At 61.5% G+C, this 22,303-nt stretch carries 4 protein-coding genes; all 4 read left to right on the top strand.

The features are described 5' to 3' along the window. Window positions 1-9: 9 nt before the first annotated feature. The 4 genes from E5678_RS11895 (at window position 10) to E5678_RS11880 (ending at window position 22,292) form a co-directional block, all read left to right on the top strand. Window positions 10-690 (top strand): DUF502 domain-containing protein, encoded by a 681-nt coding sequence (locus tag E5678_RS11895; RefSeq protein WP_136178726.1) that lies wholly within the window; start codon window positions 10-12, stop codon window positions 688-690. A 53-nt stretch (window positions 691-743) separates the two neighbouring features. Next, on the top strand, window positions 744-2,546 hold the full coding sequence (gene aspS, locus E5678_RS11890) for an aspartate--tRNA ligase (protein WP_136178725.1): 1,803 nt from the start codon (window positions 744-746) through the stop codon (window positions 2,544-2,546). A gap of 175 nt (window positions 2,547-2,721) precedes the next feature. Further along, window positions 2,722-3,171: a dihydroneopterin triphosphate diphosphatase gene (gene nudB / locus E5678_RS11885; RefSeq protein WP_136178724.1), complete on the top strand. Its 450-nt coding sequence runs from the start codon at window positions 2,722-2,724 to the stop codon at window positions 3,169-3,171. A gap of 524 nt (window positions 3,172-3,695) precedes the next feature. Continuing rightward, the gene (locus E5678_RS11880; protein ID WP_136178723.1) at window positions 3,696-22,292 is read left to right on the top strand and encodes an Ig-like domain-containing protein; all 18,597 of its coding nucleotides are present in this window, start codon (window positions 3,696-3,698) and stop codon (window positions 22,290-22,292) included. The last annotated feature ends 11 nt before the right edge of the window (window positions 22,293-22,303 follow it).

The following is a 22,303-nucleotide window of genomic DNA, read 5'->3' as shown; positions in this document are numbered from 1 at the left end:
TCACTGGTGATGCCCTCATTGCGCAAGTGGTTGCTGTCAGGCTTGCTGGTTTTAGCGCCTCTCATCATCACTTTGTGGGTGCTGGAGTGGGTCGTGTCCACATTGGATCTGACCCTCTTTATTCTTCCCAACGGATGGCACCCCGACAAACTGTTTGGCGTGCACATTCCCGGACTGGGTGTGGTTTTTGCCCTGCTGGTCGTGCTCACCATTGGAGCCTTCGCATCCAACTTCATTGGCAATCGCCTCGTCAACTGGTGGCATGCGTTGTTGCACCGCATCCCGGTGGTTCGCTCGATCTATTCGGGCGTCAAGCAGGTATCGGATACGCTCTTCTCAGAAAAAGGGAACGCCTTTCGCAAGGCATTGCTGGTGGAATGGCCCCATGAAGGCATGTGGACCATTGCATTTCTGACCGGTGCGCCCTCTGGTGACCTGTTGAGCCAGCTTAAAGCCCAGCCCGGTGCGACCGGGGAGGGCGATGAGTTCCTGAGTGTTTTTGTGCCCACCACACCCAATCCGACTGGTGGTTATTTCGTGTTGGTGCGACGCAGCTCGTGCCAGGAACTGTCCATGAGTGTGGATGAGGCTTTGACTTACATCGTGTCCATGGGCGTGATCGTGCCAAGCTTCCCTAAAAAATCGCCCGTGAAGGCCCTCGCCGATGTGGCGTCGGCTTCTCCGAACTGATATTGACCTCCCTCGCTGCCCCGGTAGCGAAACTGCTGAAAGAAGAGTATTTCATGGCCATGCGCTCCCACTATTGCGGTCTGGTGACCGAAGCCCTGATGGGCCAAACCGTTCAGCTGTGTGGCTGGGTGAACCGCCGTCGTGACCATGGTGGCGTGATCTTCATTGATCTTCGTGATCGTGAGGGCTACGTTCAAGTGGTGTGTGATCCGGACCGCGCGGAAATGTTTTCGACCGCCGAAGACGTGCGCAACGAATTTTGCGTGCAGGTGACTGGTCTGGTTCGTGCCCGCCCCGATGGCACCACCAACGACAAGCTCAAGAGTGGTCAGATTGAAATCTTGTGTCATGAGTTGAAGGTGCTCAACCCCTCGGTCACGCCAGCGTTCCAGATTGATGATGAGAACCTCTCGGAAACCACCCGTCTGACCCATCGCGTGCTGGACCTGCGCCGCCCCTACATGCAAAACAACCTGATGCTGCGTTACCGCGTGGCGATGGAAGTGCGCAAGTTTCTGGACGCCAATGGGTTCATCGACATCGAAACACCCATGCTCACCAAGAGCACGCCTGAAGGCGCGCGCGACTACCTGGTGCCCAGTCGTGTGCACGATGGCCAGTTTTTCGCGCTGCCCCAGTCGCCGCAGCTGTTCAAGCAACTGTTGATGGTGGCGGGATTTGATCGCTACTACCAAATCACCAAGTGCTTCCGCGACGAAGATTTGCGTGCCGATCGCCAGCCAGAGTTCACCCAGATCGATATCGAAACCTCGTTCCTTGACGAGGAAGAGATTCGCGACATGTTCCAGGGCATGATCAAAACGGTGTTTCAGAACACCTTGAATGTTGATTTGGGTGAGTTCCCGGTAATGGCCTACAGCGAAGCCATGCACCGTTTTGGGTCAGATAAACCCGATCTGCGCGTGACCATGGAGTTCACCGAGCTCACCGATGTGATGGGCGATGTGGACTTCAAGGTGTTCAGTGCGCCTGCGCTGATGCCCAATGGACGTGTGGTGGCGCTTTGTGTGCGCGGCGGCGCCGAAATGAGTCGCAGCGAAATCGATGCCTACACCGATTTTGTGAAAATCTACGGTGCCAAGGGTCTGGCCTGGATCAAGGTCAATGAAGTCGCCAAGGGACGTGATGGGTTGCAGTCGCCGATCGTCAAGAATATCCACGACGCAGCGCTCACTGAAATTCTCAAGCGCACCCAGGCGCAGGACGGTGACATCATCTTCTTTGGTGCGGACAAGGCCAAAGTCGTCAACGATGCCATCGGTGCACTGCGGTTGAAGATTGGCCACAGTGCATTGGGCAAGAAAAATGGATTGTTCGAGAGCCGTTGGGCTCCGATGTGGGTGGTGGACTTTCCGATGTTCGAACATGACGAGGAAGAGGACCGCTGGACGGCTGTGCACCACCCCTTCACTGCACCGAAAGACGGCCACGAGGACTGGATGGTCACAGCGCCTGAGAAGTGCATCGCCAAAGGCTATGACATGGTCTTGAACGGTTGGGAGATCGGCGGTGGTTCGGTGCGTATTCATACGGCATCGGTGCAGCAAAAGGTGTTTGACGCGCTCAAAATCTCCCGGGAAGATGCTCAGGTCAAGTTTGGCTTCCTGCTGGATGCCCTGCAGTATGGCGCTCCACCGCATGGTGGGCTGGCCTTTGGCCTGGATCGCGTGATTACCCTGATGACGGGTGCCGAGTCCATTCGCGATGTGATCGCGTTCCCCAAGACCCAGCGCGCTCAATGTTTGCTGACGCAGGCGCCATCGGTGGTCGACGACAAGCAGCTGCGCGAGCTGCACATTCGCTTGCGCAATCCCGATGCCGTCAAGGCGACCTGATCGTCGCGACCAGGCAAAATGAGAGCACCTTAGGGTGCTCTTTTTTTATGAAATTCTCATCCATCATCCCTGTGTTTAAGGACAAAGGTTCACCGCCATGGGGCCACAGCAAGCCCGCTGTCGAAGTTGATTCGTCCTGGGTTGTGGATCTGGGATCAGCAGGTGGTGTGAGGGTGTGAGCGTGCGCTACAAGATTCCCCAATCTGTGCTGGTGGTGATCCACACGCGCGCACTCGACGTTTTGCTGATCGAGCGCGCAGATGCGCCGGGTTTCTGGCAATCTGTCACCGGTTCCAAAGACTGGATCGATGAGCCCTTGGACGTGACCGCGGCCCGCGAGGTTTTGGAAGAGACCGGGATCGATGCCTCAGCCACAACGAACCGTTTGCTGGATTGGGGTATTGAGAATATTTACGAAATCTATCCGGGCTGGCGTGGCCGCTATGAACCGGGTGTGGTGCGCAACACCGAACACCTGTTTGGTTTGCAGCTCCCGAGCATGTTGCCGGTGGTGTTGAATCCGCGAGAGCACGTCGATTTCTGCTGGTTGCCTTGGCGGGAAGCAGCAGATCGGTGTTTTTCTCCGTCAAACGCTGAAGCAATTTTGCAGCTGTCGAGCAGGTAAACGACCACTTCGAAGCTGGCAGGCCGAGGGGTGTTTTCCTCTGATGCATGGTGGCGTTGTTTGGATTTCAGATACCGGCACAGTCCCTGAATCCAACGACGCATGGGGTCTCTCTTCTTTCGCCCAAGCGGGTTCAGGTTCAGAGCCCGGAGCCTTGCCGCCTCTGTGCCAGAACAAGCGATGGCCTCATTGCCCACCAGGTGTCGCCAGCCAAAAATGGATCCAGGAAAGGTTCCGACCACCTGCATTGACTGGATGGCACGCCCTCTTTGAGGAGGGCGCGCTCACGTTACCTCGTTTGGTCTCACCGTGATTTATTTGTGGGCTCCTTAAACACCGCCGAATGTGCATGGTAAGAAGCGTGAGAATTTGCGCCTGAAAGCCATTTTTTACCGACACAAAGGTTGAATAAGCAGCCGAAAAGTAGGCTTTTTTGGTACCCTAAGGAGATTGAGAACTTAAGTAGCTAACGACACGTATTGTTACATTGATTACAAACGGTTGGCGAAACACCACTGAGCAGCATGAACAAGTCATACAAATCGATCTGGAACGAAGCATTGGGTACCTATGTGGCGGCAGCCGAGACTGCCAGCACCAGTGGTCGCAAGTCGTCATCCAGTCGAAAGGCACGCCGGACACCAGCGCGCGCCCATGCTGGTCAGTTGGCGCTAGAGCAGCGCATTGTCTTTGATGCGGCCGTGGCAGCCACCATCGTTGATGTGCAAGACGCACCCGATGCGGCGCATGACCCCTTGTTCGAAGGCATCGATCAGCTGGCGGCCCTAGAGGTAGAAGCTGCGCCGCAAGCACCAGCGGTGGACGAGCCGGCTGAGGCACCATCCGAGGTCTCAGGCGAGGCATTGGACGTCGTGGTGGCAGATGCGCCGGACAAAGGCCTGCACGCAGCCGACGACCGTGCGGTAGGGACTCAAGCGCATTCAGGCAATGTGCTGGACAACGACAGTGTTGGCGTGGGCAGTGAGGGGTTGTCCGTGGTCTCTTTCACGGTGGCTGGTGATACCCGGATTTACCAGGCTGGCGATGCTGCCAGCATTGATGGCGTGGGTTCTCTGGTCATTCGCGCGGATGGCAGTTATGAGTTCACACCCGTGGAAGGTTATGAGGGCGCCATCCCGTCAGCTACCTATACCGTGTCAGATGGAGGCGCTACGACCACGGCTTCCCTGTCCTTTGGCAATGTGAGCGACAACTCGGCGCCCCTGGGAGGTGCAGAAACCGATCTCAGCGCTTCCGCAGGCGAAAACTCGAGCGATGATTCGGTCGATACGAGCACGGAACAGTCCCAAACTTCGGGCTCGGATGTGCTTGATGGCACCGGTGATGTCTCTGAGCGTTCAGTTGAGCTTGCGGGTCAGCTGTTTGATATCGACGGAGACCTTCTGGATGCCAGCGACATTGAAATCCAGGCGGATCGAGTTGAAGTGATCTTTGTTGACGCCGTTGTTGACGAGGTAGCTGGTAACCTTTCCTGGCATTCTGGCGAAGTTTATGTGTTGGCTGCCGACCGTGATGGCGTGGAGCAGATTGCGGAGGTGTTGAATGGACGCACCGGCATCAACGCCGTCCACATCATCAGCCACGGCAGCGCTGGGCAGCTGACCTTGGGAACGGCCTCGCTGAACTCGAGCACGTTGGCCAATCAATACGCCAATGCAATGTTGATTATTTCCGCAGCGTTGGCGCAGGATGCCGATCTGCTGCTGTACGGCTGCGATGTGGCCTCGACAGAAGCGGGCATCACATTTGTGGATGCCCTGGCTCGGGCGACGGGTGCCGATGTGGCAGCTTCCAATGACGACACGGGCGCCGAGTCGCTGGGTGGTGACTGGGTGTTGGAGGCAACCAATCAAGACGGCGTGATCGAGACCATTGCTATCTCAGCGCATGAGTACGCTGGCTTGTTGACGACCACAGCGAGCAACGGTTCAGGCGCTTTGCTTGCCGTGCAAAGCACCAATATTTACAGCATCGATATCGTCACCGGGAAGGCGACTCTCATCACCACCGCGCCTGCGACGGTGGGCGGTGTGTCCACGGGTACTTCCCTAAACTCGTTGGCCGTCGATCAAGTCAATGGTCTGATTTATTACACGAATAATAGCGACAGCAATTCCTCGAATTCGGCGCTCTTTGCGTACAACTTCAACACCAATACGCACATCCTGATCGACGGCAACCTGACCAACAATGGCGCGGGTCAGAGTATCGTGGTGGGCAGCCGGGGTGTGGCCAGTGGTGGCGCCGTGTTTGCCAATAACTCGCTGTACTTGGGTGTCGAAAACAACACCGGCAACAATTCGGATGACACCATCTACCGAATCACGTTTTCAAATGCCGGCACGACGGTGAGCGGTATCTCAACGCTTGTGACCAACATCACGGCCAACGATTGGGGTGATCTGGGCTACAACGCAGCCAACAACACAATTTTGAGTGTGGCTAGCACCACGCTGACCCGCTACGACGCCACGAGCGGCGCTGCAATGGGTACAAGCACCGTTGCCGCAGACCATACGCAGCAGGGCACCGGCATCAATGGTGAGGCCTATGGCCTTGGCACATCGATACAGCAATACAACCCCTTGACCGGCGCCTCCATTGGTTCTGCGGTCAACATCACCACGGATGGCACCACCTTGCTGCCCGGAGCGGTTTTTGATGCAGCTGGTTGGGTTCCTCCAACCGCTTCGTTGGGCGACAAGGTTTTCGTTGACAAAAACAACAATGGCACCTTTGACGGAACCGACGTAGGCATCGCAGGGGTCACCGTGCAATTGGTGGATGATGTCAACAACAACGGCATAGTGGATGCTGGCGAGCGCGTGCTCGCCACCGACACCACCGATGCGAGCGGCAACTACCGGTTTAATGGGGTGTTGCCAGGGAACTATGTCGTCCGGGTCACCGACACCGCGGGTGTTCTTGGCACCCGCACCTACACCACCACGGGCGGCGCCACCAATGGGAACGCTGATGTCACTTCGATCGGTTCCATCAATCTGAATATCGACTTCGGACTGAGCAACCGCGTTCCGGTGGCTACGGCGAACGTGAACACGATCGCAGAAGATGCGCTCTCGGTGAGCGGCAACGTCAAGACCGACGGCACGGCCGACACCAACGGTGATGGCACAGCGGCGCAGAACGTGACGACTTTGGTGAGTTCGGCCGTGGGAACCTATGGCACGGTCGCGCTGGGCACCGCGGGTGCGTACACCTACACGCTGAACAACGCCAACCCGCTGGTGCAGCAACTCGCCCCCGGCGACACACTGACCGAGGTGTACACCTACCGGTTGACCGATGTGGACGGCGATACGTCAACGGCCACGCTGACGATCACGATCACCGGTACCAATGATCTGCCGGTGGCCACAGCGAACGTGAACACGATCGCAGAAGATGCGATCTCGGTGAGCGGCAACGTCAAGACCGACGGCACGGCCGACACCAACGGTGATGGCACGGCGGCGCAGAACGTGACGACCCTGGTTGGCTCAGCCACGGGCAGTTACGGCACGGTCGCGCTGGGCACCGCGGGTGCGTACACCTACACGCTGAACAACGCCAACCCGCTGGTGCAGCAACTCGCCCCCGGCGACACACTGACCGAGGTGTACACCTACCGGTTGACCGACAAAAACGGTGACACGTCCGATGCCACGCTGACGATCACGATCACCGGTACCAATGATCTGCCGGTGGCCACAGCGAACGTGAACACGATCGCAGAAGATGCGATCTCGGTGAGCGGCAACGTCAAGACCGACGGCACGGCCGACACCAACGGTGACGGCACGGCGGCGCAGAACGTGACGACCCTGGTTGGCTCAGCCACGGGCAGCTACGGAACGGTCGCGCTGGGCACCGCGGGTGCGTACACCTACACGCTGAACAACGCCAACCCGCTGGTGCAGCAACTCGCCCCCGGCGACACACTGACCGAGGTGTACACCTACCGGTTGACCGACAAAAACGGTGACACGTCCGATGCCACGCTGACGATCACGATCACCGGTACCAATGATCTGCCGGTGGCCACAGCGAACGTGAACACGATCGCAGAAGATGCGATCTCGGTGAGCGGCAACGTCAAGACCGACGGCACGGCCGACACCAACGGTGACGGCACGGCGGCGCAGAACGTGACGACCCTGGTTGGCTCAGCCACGGGCAGCTACGGAACGGTCGCGCTGGGCACCGCGGGTGCGTACACCTACACGCTGAACAACGCCAACCCGCTGGTGCAGCAACTCGCCCCCGGCGACACACTGACCGAGGTGTACACCTACCGGTTGACCGACAAAAACGGTGACACGTCCGATGCCACGCTGACGATCACGATCACCGGTACCAATGATCTGCCGGTGGCCACAGCGAACGTGAACACGATCGCAGAAGATGCGATCTCGGTGAGCGGCAACGTCAAGACCGACGGCACGGCCGACACCAACGGTGACGGCACGGCGGCGCAGAACGTGACGACCCTGGTTGGTTCAGCCACGGGCAGCTACGGAACGGTCGCGCTGGGCACCACGGGTGCGTACACCTACACGCTGAACAACGCCAACCCGCTGGTGCAGCAACTCGCCCCCGGCGACACACTGACCGAGGTGTACACCTACCGGTTGACCGACAAAAACGGTGACACGTCCGATGCCACGCTGACGATCACGATCACCGGTACCAATGATCTGCCGGTGGCCACAGCGAACGTGAACACGATCGCAGAAGATGCGATCTCGGTGAGCGGCAACGTCAAGACCGACGGCACGGCCGACACCAACGGTGATGGCACGGCGGCGCAGAACGTGACGACCCTGGTTGGCTCAGCCACGGGCAGTTACGGCACGGTCGCGCTGGGCACCACGGGTGCGTACACCTACACGCTGAACAACGCCAACCCGCTGGTGCAGCAACTCGCCCCCGGCGACACACTGACCGAGGTGTACACCTACCGGTTGACCGACAAAAACGGTGACACGTCCGATGCCACGCTGACGATCACGATCACCGGTACCAATGATCTGCCGGTGGCCACAGCGAACGTGAACACGATCGCAGAAGATGCGATCTCGGTGAGCGGCAACGTCAAGACCGACGGCACGGCCGACACCAACGGTGATGGCACGGCGGCGCAGAACGTGACGACCCTGGTTGGCTCAGCCACGGGCAGTTACGGCACGGTCGCGCTGGGCACCACGGGTGCGTACACCTACACGCTGAACAACGCCAACCCGCTGGTGCAGCAACTCGCCCCCGGCGACACACTGACCGAGGTGTACACCTACCGGTTGACCGACAAAAACGGTGACACGTCCGATGCCACGCTGACGATCACGATCACCGGTACCAATGATCTGCCGGTGGCCACAGCGAACGTGAACACGATCGCAGAAGATGCGATCTCGGTGAGCGGCAACGTCAAGACCGACGGCACGGCCGACACCAACGGTGATGGCACGGCGGCGCAGAACGTGACGACCCTGGTTGGCTCAGCCACGGGCAGTTACGGCACGGTCGCGCTGGGCACCACGGGTGCGTACACCTACACGCTGAACAACGCCAACCCGCTGGTGCAGCAACTCGCCCCCGGCGACACACTGACCGAGGTGTACACCTACCGGTTGACCGACAAAAACGGTGACACGTCCGATGCCACGCTGACGATCACGATCACCGGTACCAATGATCTGCCGGTGGCCACAGCGAACGTGAACACGATCGCAGAAGATGCGATCTCGGTGAGCGGCAACGTCAAGACCGACGGCACGGCCGACACCAACGGTGATGGCACGGCGGCGCAGAACGTGACGACCCTGGTTGGCTCAGCCACGGGCAGTTACGGCACGGTCGCGCTGGGCACCACGGGTGCGTACACCTACACGCTGAACAACGCCAACCCGCTGGTGCAGCAACTCGCCCCCGGCGACACACTGACCGAGGTGTACACCTACCGGTTGACCGACAAAAACGGTGACACGTCCGATGCCACGCTGACGATCACGATCACCGGTACCAATGATCTGCCGGTGGCCACAGCGAACGTGAACACGATCGCAGAAGATGCGATCTCGGTGAGCGGCAACGTCAAGACCGACGGCACGGCCGACACCAACGGTGACGGCACGGCGGCGCAGAACGTGACGACCCTGGTTGGCTCAGCCACGGGCAGTTACGGCACGGTCGCGCTGGGCACCACGGGTGCGTACACCTACACGCTGAACAACGCCAACCCGCTGGTGCAGCAACTCGCCCCCGGCGACACACTGACCGAGGTGTACACCTACCGGTTGACCGACAAAAACGGTGACACGTCCGATGCCACGCTGACGATCACGATCACCGGTACCAATGATCTGCCGGTGGCCACAGCGAACGTGAACACGATCGCAGAAGATGCGATCTCGGTGAGCGGCAACGTCAAGACCGACGGCACGGCCGACACCAACGGTGATGGCACGGCGGCGCAGAACGTGACGACCCTGGTTGGCTCAGCCACGGGCAGTTACGGCACGGTCGCGCTGGGCACCACGGGTGCGTACACCTACACGCTGAACAACGCCAACCCGCTGGTGCAGCAACTCGCCCCCGGCGACACACTGACCGAGGTGTACACCTACCGGTTGACCGACAAAAACGGTGACACGTCCGATGCCACGCTGACGATCACGATCACCGGTACCAACGACGCGCCTGAAGTGGTGCCTGGTTCGGAGATTCCCAATCAGGTGGGCACGGATGCCGTGGCCATCACGCCGATCAATGTGACCGGAGCGTTCACCGACCCGGACAGCACAGATGTGCTGACCTACACGGCAGCGGGCCTGCCCGCAGGCCTGACGCTGAACCCGAACACGGGTGTGATCAGTGGTGTGCTGGACAACTCGGCCAGCCAGGGCGGTGTGGATCCGGTGAACAACCCGGGTGTGTACAGCGTGACGGTGACGGCCGCTGACGGCAAAGGTGGGACGACCACGGACACCTTCAGCTACACGGTGGGCAACCCAGCGCCCGATGCGCTGGACAACGACTACGCGGTGAGCGAAGACGCCACGGCCGCGGTGATCGGCAACGCGTTGACCGACAACACCGGAGCCGGTGTGGACAGCGATCCGGACGGTGACACCTTGACGGTGACGCCACAGAGCGGTGTGGCCGGCAGCAACGGCGGTGTGTTCAGCATCAACGCGGCGGGTGTGATCACGTTCGATCCCAACGGTGCGTTTGAGAACCTGGCCGCGGGCGAGACCGCCACGACCACACTGGTCTATGCGATCAGTGACGGCGAAGGTGGTACCGACACGGCCACCATCACGGTGACCATCAACGGTGTGAACGACGCGCCTGAAGTGGTGCCTGGTTCGGAGATTCCCAATCAGGTGGGCACGGATGCCGTGGCCATCACGCCGATCAATGTGACCGGAGCGTTCACCGACCCGGACAGCACAGATGTGCTGACCTACACGGCAGCGGGCCTGCCCGCAGGCCTGACGCTGAACCCGAACACGGGTGTGATCAGTGGTGTGCTGGACAACTCGGCCAGCCAGGGCGGCGTGGATCCGGTGAACAACCCGGGTGTGTACAGCGTGACGGTGACGGCCGCTGACGGCAAAGGTGGGACGACCACGGACACCTTCAGCTACACGGTGGGCAACCCAGCGCCCGATGCGCTGGACAACGACTACACGGTTGGACGCGACGATGCATCCGCCGTGATCGGCAACGCGTTGACCGACAACACCGGAGCCGGTGTTGACAGCGATCCGGACGGTGACACCTTGACGGTGACGCCACAGAGCGGTGTGGCTGGCAGCAACGGCGGTGTGTTCAGCATTGCGGCCAACGGCGACATCACGTTCGACCCCAACGGTGCATTTGCAGATCTCAACCCAGGTGACACCCGAGACACGACGCTGGTCTATGCGATCAGCGACGGTGAAGGCGGTACCGACACAGCCACCATCACGGTGACCGTGACGGGTGCCAACGAACTGCCTGATGCGCTGGACAACGACTACGCGGTGGGCGAAGACGCCACGGCTGCGGTGATCGGCAACGCGTTGACCGACAACACCGGTGACGGAGTGGACAGCGATCCCGATGTTGGGCAGACCTTGACGGTGACGCCACAGAGCGGTGTGGCCGGCAGCAACGGTGGTGTGTTCAGCATCAACGCGGCGGGTGTGATCACGTTCGATCCCAACGGTGCGTTTGAGGGCCTGGCCGCGGGCGAGACCGCCACGACCACACTGGTCTATGAGATCAGCGACGGCGAAGGTGGTACCGATACGGCCACCATCACGGTGACCATCAACGGTGTGAACGACGCGCCTGAAGTGGTGCCTGGTTCAGAGATTCCCAATCAGGTGGGCACGGATGCCGTGGCCATCACGCCGATCAATGTGACCGGAGCGTTCACCGACCCGGACAGCACAGATGTGCTGACCTACACGGCAGCGGGCCTGCCCGCAGGCCTGACGCTGAACCCGAACACGGGTGTGATCAGTGGTGTGCTGGACAACTCGGCCAGCCAGGGCGGCGTGGATCCGGTGAACAACCCGGGTGTGTACAGCGTGACGGTGACGGCCGCGGACGGCAAAGGTGGGACGACCACGGACACCTTCAGCTACACGGTGGGCAACCCAGCGCCCGATGCGCTGGACAACGACTACGCGGTGAGCGAAGACGCCACGGCCGCGGTGATCGGCAACGCGTTGACCGACAACACCGGTGACGGCACAGACAGTGATCCGGACGGTGACGCCTTGACGGTGACGCCACAGAGCGGTGTGGCCGGCAGCAACGGTGGTGTGTTCAGCATCAACGCGGCGGGTGTGATCACGTTCGATCCCAACGGTGCGTTTGAGAGCCTGGCCGTGGGCGAGACCGCCACGACCACACTGGTCTATGCGATCAGTGACGGCGAAGGTGGTACCGACACGGCCACCATCACGGTGACCATCAACGGTGTGAACGACGCGCCTGAAGTGGTGCCTGGTTCGGAGATTCCCAATCAGGTGGGCACGGATGCCGTGGCCATCACGCCGATCAATGTGACCGGAGCGTTCACCGACCCGGACAGCACAGATGTGCTGACCTACACGGCAGCGGGCCTGCCCGCAGGCCTGACGCTGAACCCGAACACGGGTGTGATCAGTGGTGTGCTGGACAACTCGGCCAGCCAGGGCGGTGTGGATCCGGTGAACAACCCGGGTGTGTACAGCGTGACGGTGACGGCCGCTGACGGCAAAGGTGGGACGACCACGGACACCTTCAGCTACACGGTGGGCAACCCAGCGCCCGATGCGCTGGACAACGACTACACGGTTGGACGCGACGATGCATCCGCCGTGATCGGCAACGCGTTGACCGACAACACCGGAGCCGGTGTTGACAGCGATCCGGACGGTGACACCTTGACGGTGACGCCACAGAGCGGTGTGGCTGGCAGCAACGGCGGTGTGTTCAGCATTGCGGCCAACGGCGACATCACGTTCGACCCCAACGGTGCATTTGCAGATCTCAACCCAGGTGACACCCGGGACACGACGCTGGTCTATGCGATCAGCGACGGCGAAGGCGGTACCGACACAGCCACCATCACGGTGACCGTGACGGGTGCCAACGAACTGCCTGATGCGCTGGACAACGACTACGCGGTGGGCGAAGACGCCACGGCTGCGGTGATCGGCAACGCGTTGACCGACAACACCGGTGACGGAGTGGACAGCGATCCCGATGTTGGGCAGACCTTGACGGTGACGCCACAGAGCGGTGTGGCCGGCAGCAACGGCGGTGTGTTCAGCATCAACGCGGCGGGTGTGATCACGTTCGATCCCAACGGTGCGTTTGAGAGCCTGGCCGTGGGCGAGACCGCCACGACCACGCTGGTCTATCAGATCAATGACGGCTTTGGTGGCACCGACACGGCCACCATCACGGTGACCATCAACGGGGTGAACGACGCGCCTGAAGTGGTGCCTGGTTCGGAGATTCCCAATCAGGTGGGCACGGATGCCGTGGCCATCACGCCGATCAATGTGACCGGAGCGTTCACCGACCCGGACAGCACAGATGTGCTGACCTACACGGCAGCGGGCCTGCCCGCAGGCCTGACGCTGAACCCGAACACGGGTGTGATCAGTGGTGTGCTGGACAACTCGGCCAGCCAGGGCGGCGTGGATCCGGTGAACAGCCCGGGTGTGTACAGCGTGACGGTGACGGCCGCGGACGGCAAAGGTGGGACGACCACGGACACCTTCAGCTACACGGTGGGCAACCCAGCGCCCGATGCGCTGGACAACGATTACGCGGTGAGCGAAGACGCCACGGCCGCGGTGATCGGCAACGCGTTGACCGACAACACCGGTGACGGCACAGACAGTGATCCGGACGGTGACGCCTTGACGGTGACGCCACAGAGCGGTGTGGCCGGCAGCAACGGTGGTGTGTTCAGCATCAACGCGGCGGGTGTGATCACGTTCGATCCCAACGGTGCGTTTGAGAGCCTGGCCGCGGGCGAGACCGCCACGACCACACTGGTCTATGCGATCAGCGACGGCGAAGGTGGTACCGATACGGCCACCATCACGGTGACCATCAACGGTGTGAACGACGCGCCTGAAGTGGTGCCTGGTTCGGAGATTCCCAATCAGGTGGGCACGGATGCCGTGGCCATCACGCCGATCAATGTGACCGGAGCGTTCACCGACCCGGACAGCACAGATGTGCTGACCTACACGGCAGCGGGCCTGCCCGCAGGCCTGACGCTGAACCCGAACACGGGTGTGATCAGTGGTGTGCTGGACAACTCGGCCAGCCAGGGCGGCGTGGATCCGGTGAACAACCCGGGTGTGTACAGCGTGACGGTGACGGCCGCCGACGGCAAAGGTGGGACGACCACGGACACCTTCAGCTACACGGTGGGCAACCCAGCGCCCGATGCGCTGGACAACGACTACGCGGTGAGCGAAGACGCCACGGCCGCGGTGATCGGCAACGCGTTGACCGACAACACCGGTGCCGGCACAGACAGTGATCCGGACGGTGACACCTTGACGGTGACGCCACAGAGCGGTGTGGCTGGCAGCAACGGCGGTGTGTTCAGCATCAACGCGGCGGGTGTGATCACGTTCGACCCCAACGGTGCGTTTGAGAGCCTGGCCGTGGGCGAGACCGCCACGACCACACTGGTCTATGCGATCAGTGACGGCGAAGGTGGTACCGACACGGCCACCATCACGGTGACCATCAACGGTGTGAACGACGCGCCTGAAGTGGTGCCTGGTTCGGAGATTCCCAATCAGGTGGGCACGGATGCCGTGGCCATCACGCCGATCAATGTGACCGGAGCGTTCACCGACCCGGACAGCACAGATGTGCTGACCTACACGGCAGCGGGCCTGCCCGCAGGCCTGACGCTGAACCCGAACACGGGTGTGATCAGTGGTGTGCTGGACAACTCGGCCAGCCAGGGCGGTGTGGATCCGGTGAACAACCCGGGTGTGTACAGCGTGACGGTGACGGCCGCTGACGGCAAAGGTGGGACGACCACGGACACCTTCAGCTACACGGTGGGCAACCCAGCGCCCGATGCGCTGGACAACGACTACACGGTTGGACGCGACGATGCATCCGCCGTGATCGGCAACGCGTTGACCGACAACACCGGAGCCGGTGTTGACAGCGATCCGGACGGTGACACCTTGACGGTGACGCCACAGAGCGGTGTGGCTGGCAGCAACGGCGGTGTGTTCAGCATTGCGGCCAACGGCGACATCACGTTCGACCCCAACGGTGCATTTGCAGATCTCAACCCAGGTGACACCCGGGACACGACGCTGGTCTATGCGATCAGCGACGGCGAAGGCGGTACCGACACAGCCACCATCACGGTGACCGTGACGGGTGCCAACGAACTGCCTGATGCGCTGGACAACGACTACGCGGTGGGCGAAGACGCCACGGCTGCGGTGATCGGCAACGCGTTGACCGACAACACCGGTGACGGAGTGGACAGCGATCCCGATGTTGGGCAGACCTTGACGGTGACGCCACAGAGCGGTGTGGCCGGCAGCAACGGCGGTGTGTTCAGCATCAACGCGGCGGGTGTGATCACGTTCGATCCCAACGGTGCGTTTGAGAGCCTGGCCGTGGGCGAGACCGCCACGACCACGCTGGTCTATCAGATCAATGACGGCTTTGGTGGCACCGACACGGCCACCATCACGGTGACCATCAACGGGGTGAACGACGCGCCTGAAGTGGTGCCTGGTTCGGAGATTCCCAATCAGGTGGGCACGGATGCCGTGGCCATCACGCCGATCAATGTGACCGGAGCGTTCACCGACCCGGACAGCACAGATGTGCTGACCTACACGGCAGCGGGCCTGCCCGCAGGCCTGACGCTGAACCCGAACACGGGTGTGATCAGTGGTGTGCTGGACAACTCGGCCAGCCAGGGCGGCGTGGATCCGGTGAACAGCCCGGGTGTGTACAGCGTGACGGTGACGGCCGCGGACGGCAAAGGTGGGACGACCACGGACACCTTCAGCTACACGGTGGGCAACCCAGCGCCCGATGCGCTGGACAACGATTACGCGGTGAGCGAAGACGCCACGGCCGCGGTGATCGGCAACGCGTTGACCGACAACACCGGTGACGGCACAGACAGTGATCCGGACGGTGACGCCTTGACGGTGACGCCACAGAGCGGTGTGGCCGGCAGCAACGGTGGTGTGTTCAGCATCAACGCGGCGGGTGTGATCACGTTCGATCCCAACGGTGCGTTTGAGAGCCTGGCCGCGGGCGAGACCGCCACGACCACACTGGTCTATGCGATCAGCGACGGCGAAGGTGGTACCGATACGGCCACCATCACGGTGACCATCAACGGTGTGAACGACGCGCCTGAAGTGGTGCCTGGTTCGGAGATTCCCAATCAGGTGGGCACGGATGCCGTGGCCATCACGCCGATCAATGTGACCGGAGCGTTCACCGACCCGGACAGCACAGATGTGCTGACCTACACGGCAGCGGGCCTGCCCGCAGGCCTGACGCTGAACCCGAACACGGGTGTGATCAGTGGTGTGCTGGACAACTCGGCCAGCCAGGGCGGCGTGGATCCGGTGAACAACCCGGGTGTGTACAGCGTGACGGTGACGGCCGCCGACGGCAAAGGTGGGACGACCACGGACACCTTCAGCTACACGGTGGGCAACCCAGCGCCCGATGCGCTGGACAACGACTACGCGGTGAGCGAAGACGCCACGGCCGCGGTGATCGGCAACGCGTTGACCGACAACACCGGTGCCGGCACAGACAGTGATCCGGACGGTGACACCTTGACGGTGACGCCACAGAGCGGTGTGGCTGGCAGCAACGGCGGTGTGTTCAGCATCAACGCGGCGGGTGTGATCACGTTCGACCCCAACGGTGCGTTTGAGAGCCTGGCCGTGGGCGAGACCGCCACGACCACACTGGTCTATGCGATCAGTGACGGCGAAGGTGGTACCGACACGGCCACCATCACGGTGACCATCAACGGTGTGAACGACGCGCCTGAAGTGGTGCCTGGTTCGGAGATTCCCAATCAGGTGGGCACGGATGCCGTGGCCATCACGCCGATCAATGTGACCGGAGCGTTCACCGACCCGGACAGCACAGATGTGCTGACCTACACGGCAGCGGGCCTGCCCGCAGGCCTGACGCTGAACCCGAACACGGGTGTGATCAGTGGTGTGCTGGACAACTCGGCCAGCCAGGGCGGTGTGGATCCGGTGAACAACCCGGGTGTGTACAGCGTGACGGTGACGGCCGCTGACGGCAAAGGTGGGACGACCACGGACACCTTCAGCTACACGGTGGGCAACCCAGCGCCCGATGCGCTGGACAACGACTACACGGTTGGACGCGACGATGCATCCGCCGTGATCGGCAACGCGTTGACCGACAACACCGGAGCCGGTGTTGACAGCGATCCGGACGGTGACACCTTGACGGTGACGCCACAGAGCGGTGTGGCTGGCAGCAACGGCGGTGTGTTCAGCATTGCGGCCAACGGCGACATCACGTTCGACCCCAACGGTGCATTTGCAGATCTCAACCCAGGTGACACCCGGGACACGACGCTGGTCTATGCGATCAGCGACGGCGAAGGCGGTACCGACACAGCCACCATCACGGTGACCGTGACGGGTGCCAACGAACTGCCTGATGCGCTGGACAACGACTACGCGGTGGGCGAAGACGCCACGGCTGCGGTGATCGGCAACGCGTTGACCGACAACACCGGTGACGGAGTGGACAGCGATCCCGATGTTGGGCAGACCTTGACGGTGACGCCACAGAGCGGTGTGGCCGGCAGCAACGGCGGTGTGTTCAGCATCAACGCGGCGGGTGTGATCACGTTCGATCCCAACGGTGCGTTTGAGAGCCTGGCCGTGGGCGAGACCGCCACGACCACGCTGGTCTATCAGATCAATGACGGCTTTGGTGGCACCGACACGGCCACCATCACGGTGACCATCAACGGGGTGAACGACGCGCCTGAAGTGGTGCCTGGTTCGGAGATTCCCAATCAGGTGGGCACGGATGCCGTGGCCATCACGCCGATCAATGTGACCGGAGCGTTCACCGACCCGGACAGCACAGATGTGCTGACCTACACGGCAGCGGGCCTGCCCGCAGGCCTGACGCTGAACCCGAACACGGGTGTGATCAGTGGTGTGCTGGACAACTCGGCCAGCCAGGGCGGCGTGGATCCGGTGAACAGCCCGGGTGTGTACAGCGTGACGGTGACGGCCGCGGACGGCAAAGGTGGGACGACCACGGACACCTTCAGCTACACGGTGGGCAACCCAGCGCCCGATGCGCTGGACAACGATTACGCGGTGAGCGAAGACGCCACGGCCGCGGTGATCGGCAACGCGTTGACCGACAACACCGGTGACGGCACAGACAGTGATCCGGACGGTGACGCCTTGACGGTGACGCCACAGAGCGGTGTGGCCGGCAGCAACGGTGGTGTGTTCAGCATCAACGCGGCGGGTGTGATCACGTTCGATCCCAACGGTGCGTTTGAGAGCCTGGCCGCGGGCGAGACCGCCACGACCACACTGGTCTATGCGATCAGCGACGGCGAAGGTGGTACCGATACGGCCACCATCACGGTGACCATCAACGGTGTGAACGACGCGCCTGAAGTGGTGCCTGGTTCGGAGATTCCCAATCAGGTGGGCACGGATGCCGTGGCCATCACGCCGATCAATGTGACCGGAGCGTTCACCGACCCGGACAGCACAGATGTGCTGACCTACACGGCAGCGAGCCTGCCCGCAGGCCTGACGCTGAACCCGAACACGGGTGTGATCAGTGGTGTGCTGGACAACTCGGCCAGCCAGGGCGGCGTGGATCCGGTGAACAACCCGGGTGTGTACAGCGTGACGGTGACGGCCGCCGACGGCAAAGGTGGGACGACCACGGACACCTTCAGCTACACGGTGGGCAACCCAGCGCCCGATGCGCTGGACAACGACTACGCGGTGAGCGAAGACGCCACGGCCGCGGTGATCGGCAACGCGTTGACCGACAACACCGGTGCCGGCACAGACAGTGATCCGGACGGTGACACCTTGACGGTGACGCCACAGAGCGGTGTGGCCGGCAGCAACGGTGGTGTGTTCAGCATCAACGCGGCGGGTGTGATCACGTTCGATCCCAACGGTGCGTTTGAGAGCCTGGCCGTGGGCGAGACCGCCACGACCACACTGGTCTATGCGATCAGTGACGGCGAAGGTGGTACCGACACGGCCACCATCATAGTGACCATCAACGGGGTGAACGACGCGCCAGTGGCAACAGACGATGTGAGGACCACGGTGCAAGGCGTCCCCGTGACTGGAAATGTGATCACGGTCAACACGGGTAATGGCCTTGACAGCGATGTCGAGGGGGACACCCTGACGGTGGCTGGCTTCACCATTGATACCGATGGTGACGCAACACCGGAAACCTTCACGCATGGCCAGACGGCCACCATTGCCGGTGTTGGCACCTTGGTGATCAACACCAACGGCAGCTACACCTTTACGCCATTGGCGGGTTTTTCGGGCTCGGTGCCCGTTGCAACCTACACGCTGACCGATGGCAACGCCACCGACGAAGCCACTTTGACGATCACAGTGACTCCCGTCAGTGAAACGCCTTCGGTGGTGGGCGATGTCGCGACGACGCCGGAGAACACGCCGGTGACCATCGATGTGCTCGGCAACGACGATCCAGGTAGCGAAGGCCCTCTGACCATCACGGAAATCAATGGTCAGCCCATTGCGGTGGGCTCACCCGTCACTGTGACCGACCCCACCAGCGGATTGCCGATCGGGGTGGTGAGCCTCAACAATGGCGGTACGCCGGGTGACCCCACCGACGACGTATTGGTGTTCACCCCCGTTCCTGGGTTCAACGGACCCGTTGATTTCACCTATACGGTGAAAGACAACCTGGGCAATGAACTCGAAGCGGCCGTCACCGTGACCGTGACGCCGGTCAATGAAGCGCCGGACGCCATTGACGACACCACGAACACACCTCTGGACACACCTGTCACGATCAATGTGCTGGGCAATGACACCGACCCAGACAGCGACACGCTGATCATCACCGAGGTGAACGGTCAACCCATCACCGAAAGTGGCGCACCCGTGCCGGTGGCCAATGGAACTGTGACGCTGGTGGGTGGTCAGTTGGTGTTCACCCCGACAACCGGCTTCACCGGCGCTGCCACGTTCAGCTACACGGTACAGGACCCTTCTGGTGAGTCCGATACCGCAGACGTGACCGTCAACGTGGGTCAGGACAACCAAGCGCCCGTTGCGCAGCCGGACACCAACGCCACGGATGAAGACACGCCGCTCAACGTGAGCGCAGCCAACGGCGTGATCTTGAGCGAGGCACAACCGGGTGGTAAGGACATTGATCCGAATGGCGACACGCTGGCTGTGACCGAGGTCAACGGCGATACGGCAGCGGTGGGCCAGCCTATCGTGGGCATATACGGCACGCTGGTGCTCAACTCCGATGGCAGCTATACCTACACGCCAACGACCGCTGCCCAGGCTTTGCCTGCGGGGCAGGTGGCCAATGATGTGTTCAGCTACACGGTTGCAGACCCTTCGGGTCAATCGGTCAGCACCACGTTGACGATCTCCGTGACAGGCTTGAATGACGCACCTGTTGCAGCAGACAACAGTGTCACCACCTTGCCGAACACGCCAGTGAATGGCAACGTGCTGACTGACGACGGCAACGGCGTTTTGGCGGGTGGTGTTGACACCGATCCGGATGCTGGCGATGTGCTCACTGTGACCGGGTTTGAAGTGGATACCAATGGCGACGGTGTACCCGAGGCCTTTGGTCCAGGTAGCACGGCCATCATCACCAACATCGGAACGTTGGTGATCGAAACGACAGGTGCTTACACCTTCACGCCCGCTCCCGGGTTCGAAGGCACAGTGCCTCCGGTGACCTACACCATCTCCGATGGAACCGCGACCGACACCGCCACACTGAATGTGCTGGTCGATGCGGCCAACGATCCGCCCATCGCCGTGAATGACGTGGTACGGGGTCTGGAAGACCAGCCGGTCTCCTTTGATCCACGCACCAACGACGTTGACCCCGAGGGGGGCGCGCTGACGATCACCGAGGTGAACGGCCAGCCGATCACGGTGGGAACGCCGATCGTGATCAACGATCCAGCCACGGGCAACCCGGTGGGGGTGATGAACCTCAACCCCAATGGCACCTTGACGTTCACGCCTGCGCTGAACTACAACAACAGCGTGCCGCTGCCGGTGGAGTACACGGTTGTTGATCCGGATGGCGAGGAGGCCACGGCCACCATCAACATCCACATCGCACCAGTCAACGATGCGCCACAGGCCACCGACGATGGCCCGGTTCCGACCCAGTTCGACACACCGGTGTCTGGCAATGTCTTGCCAAATGACACCGATCCTGATGGTGATCCACTGTCTGTGACCGAGTTCACCTTGGCGGGAGACCCCACGGTTTATCCTGCAGGCAGTACGGCGGTCATTGGGGGTGTGGGTACATTGGTCATCGGTAGCGATGGGGGGTATACCTTCACACCGCTGCCCGGTTATGCGGGCCCCGTGCCCAGCGTGGTGTACACCGTGACCGATGGCCAGCGCACCGACACTGCGGTACTGAGCTTCTCCAATGTGGTTGCTCCGGCGCCTGCGCCTACACCGTCACCTGCTGCACCGGCTCCCGCGCCACAACTGTCAGCGCCAGCGCCAGCGCCGGCTCCATCGCCTGTGGTTCCGGATGCTCCTCAATGGGAGAACTCGGAAAGTAACTTGAGGCCAGCGCAATCCATCGGGCAACCCGCCGTCAGCGCGCTGCACGTGCTGTACGCCGTGAACGCCGCTCAAAATGAACGGGACCTCTTTGCGATGGCCATGGGTGGCATCCAGGGCGGGACAGCGTTGCAGGCCGAGGCTCTCGGATTGGTTCCCGATAACCTGATTTTTAGTGGAGCGGGGCAGGGGTCAGACTTGGGTCTGATTCGTGAGCGTGGCTATGGCGAAATGGAGGTCATCAAGCCAGCATTGCATGTACAGAATGCTGTCAGGTACCAGCCGCTCGACATGGACCATGCCTTGTATGTTCAGCACGCGGTTCGCTCTGCGCAGCTGGAGTCTGCGATTCGATCGGCTGCTGCAGACGCTTCGAACTCTGCTACGGCTGGATATGCCACGCTGTTTGACTCGTTTGCCACTGACGCACCAGCGACCTTGCTTGCGGGCATTGAACAGACCGAGGTCGGCACCCAGGTTGCGGAAACACCGGCAGCAGAAAAACCCGTTGCTGAAAAGGCAGTCCAAAAACCTGCGAACGAAGCTTCCGAACAGTCTGCTGATGCAGCGGCTCAGGCTGAAGCCCCTGTGCCTCTCAAGGCACAAGCGGGTTCCGTTCGTCCTGCTCCAGGCTTCCGCGCCCAGCTGGATCGACTTGCCAAAGATCGTTCGCAGGGCGCTCGCCCTGTGACCCGTGCCACTGCCAATATCTAAATAACATCACC

It is taken from the genome of Hydrogenophaga sp. PAMC20947 (assembly GCF_004795855.1).
Taxonomy (GTDB): domain Bacteria; phylum Pseudomonadota; class Gammaproteobacteria; order Burkholderiales; family Burkholderiaceae_C; genus Hydrogenophaga.
Note: the sequence above shows the minus strand (reverse complement) of the source record. Positions and strands in the feature narration are given on the sequence as shown.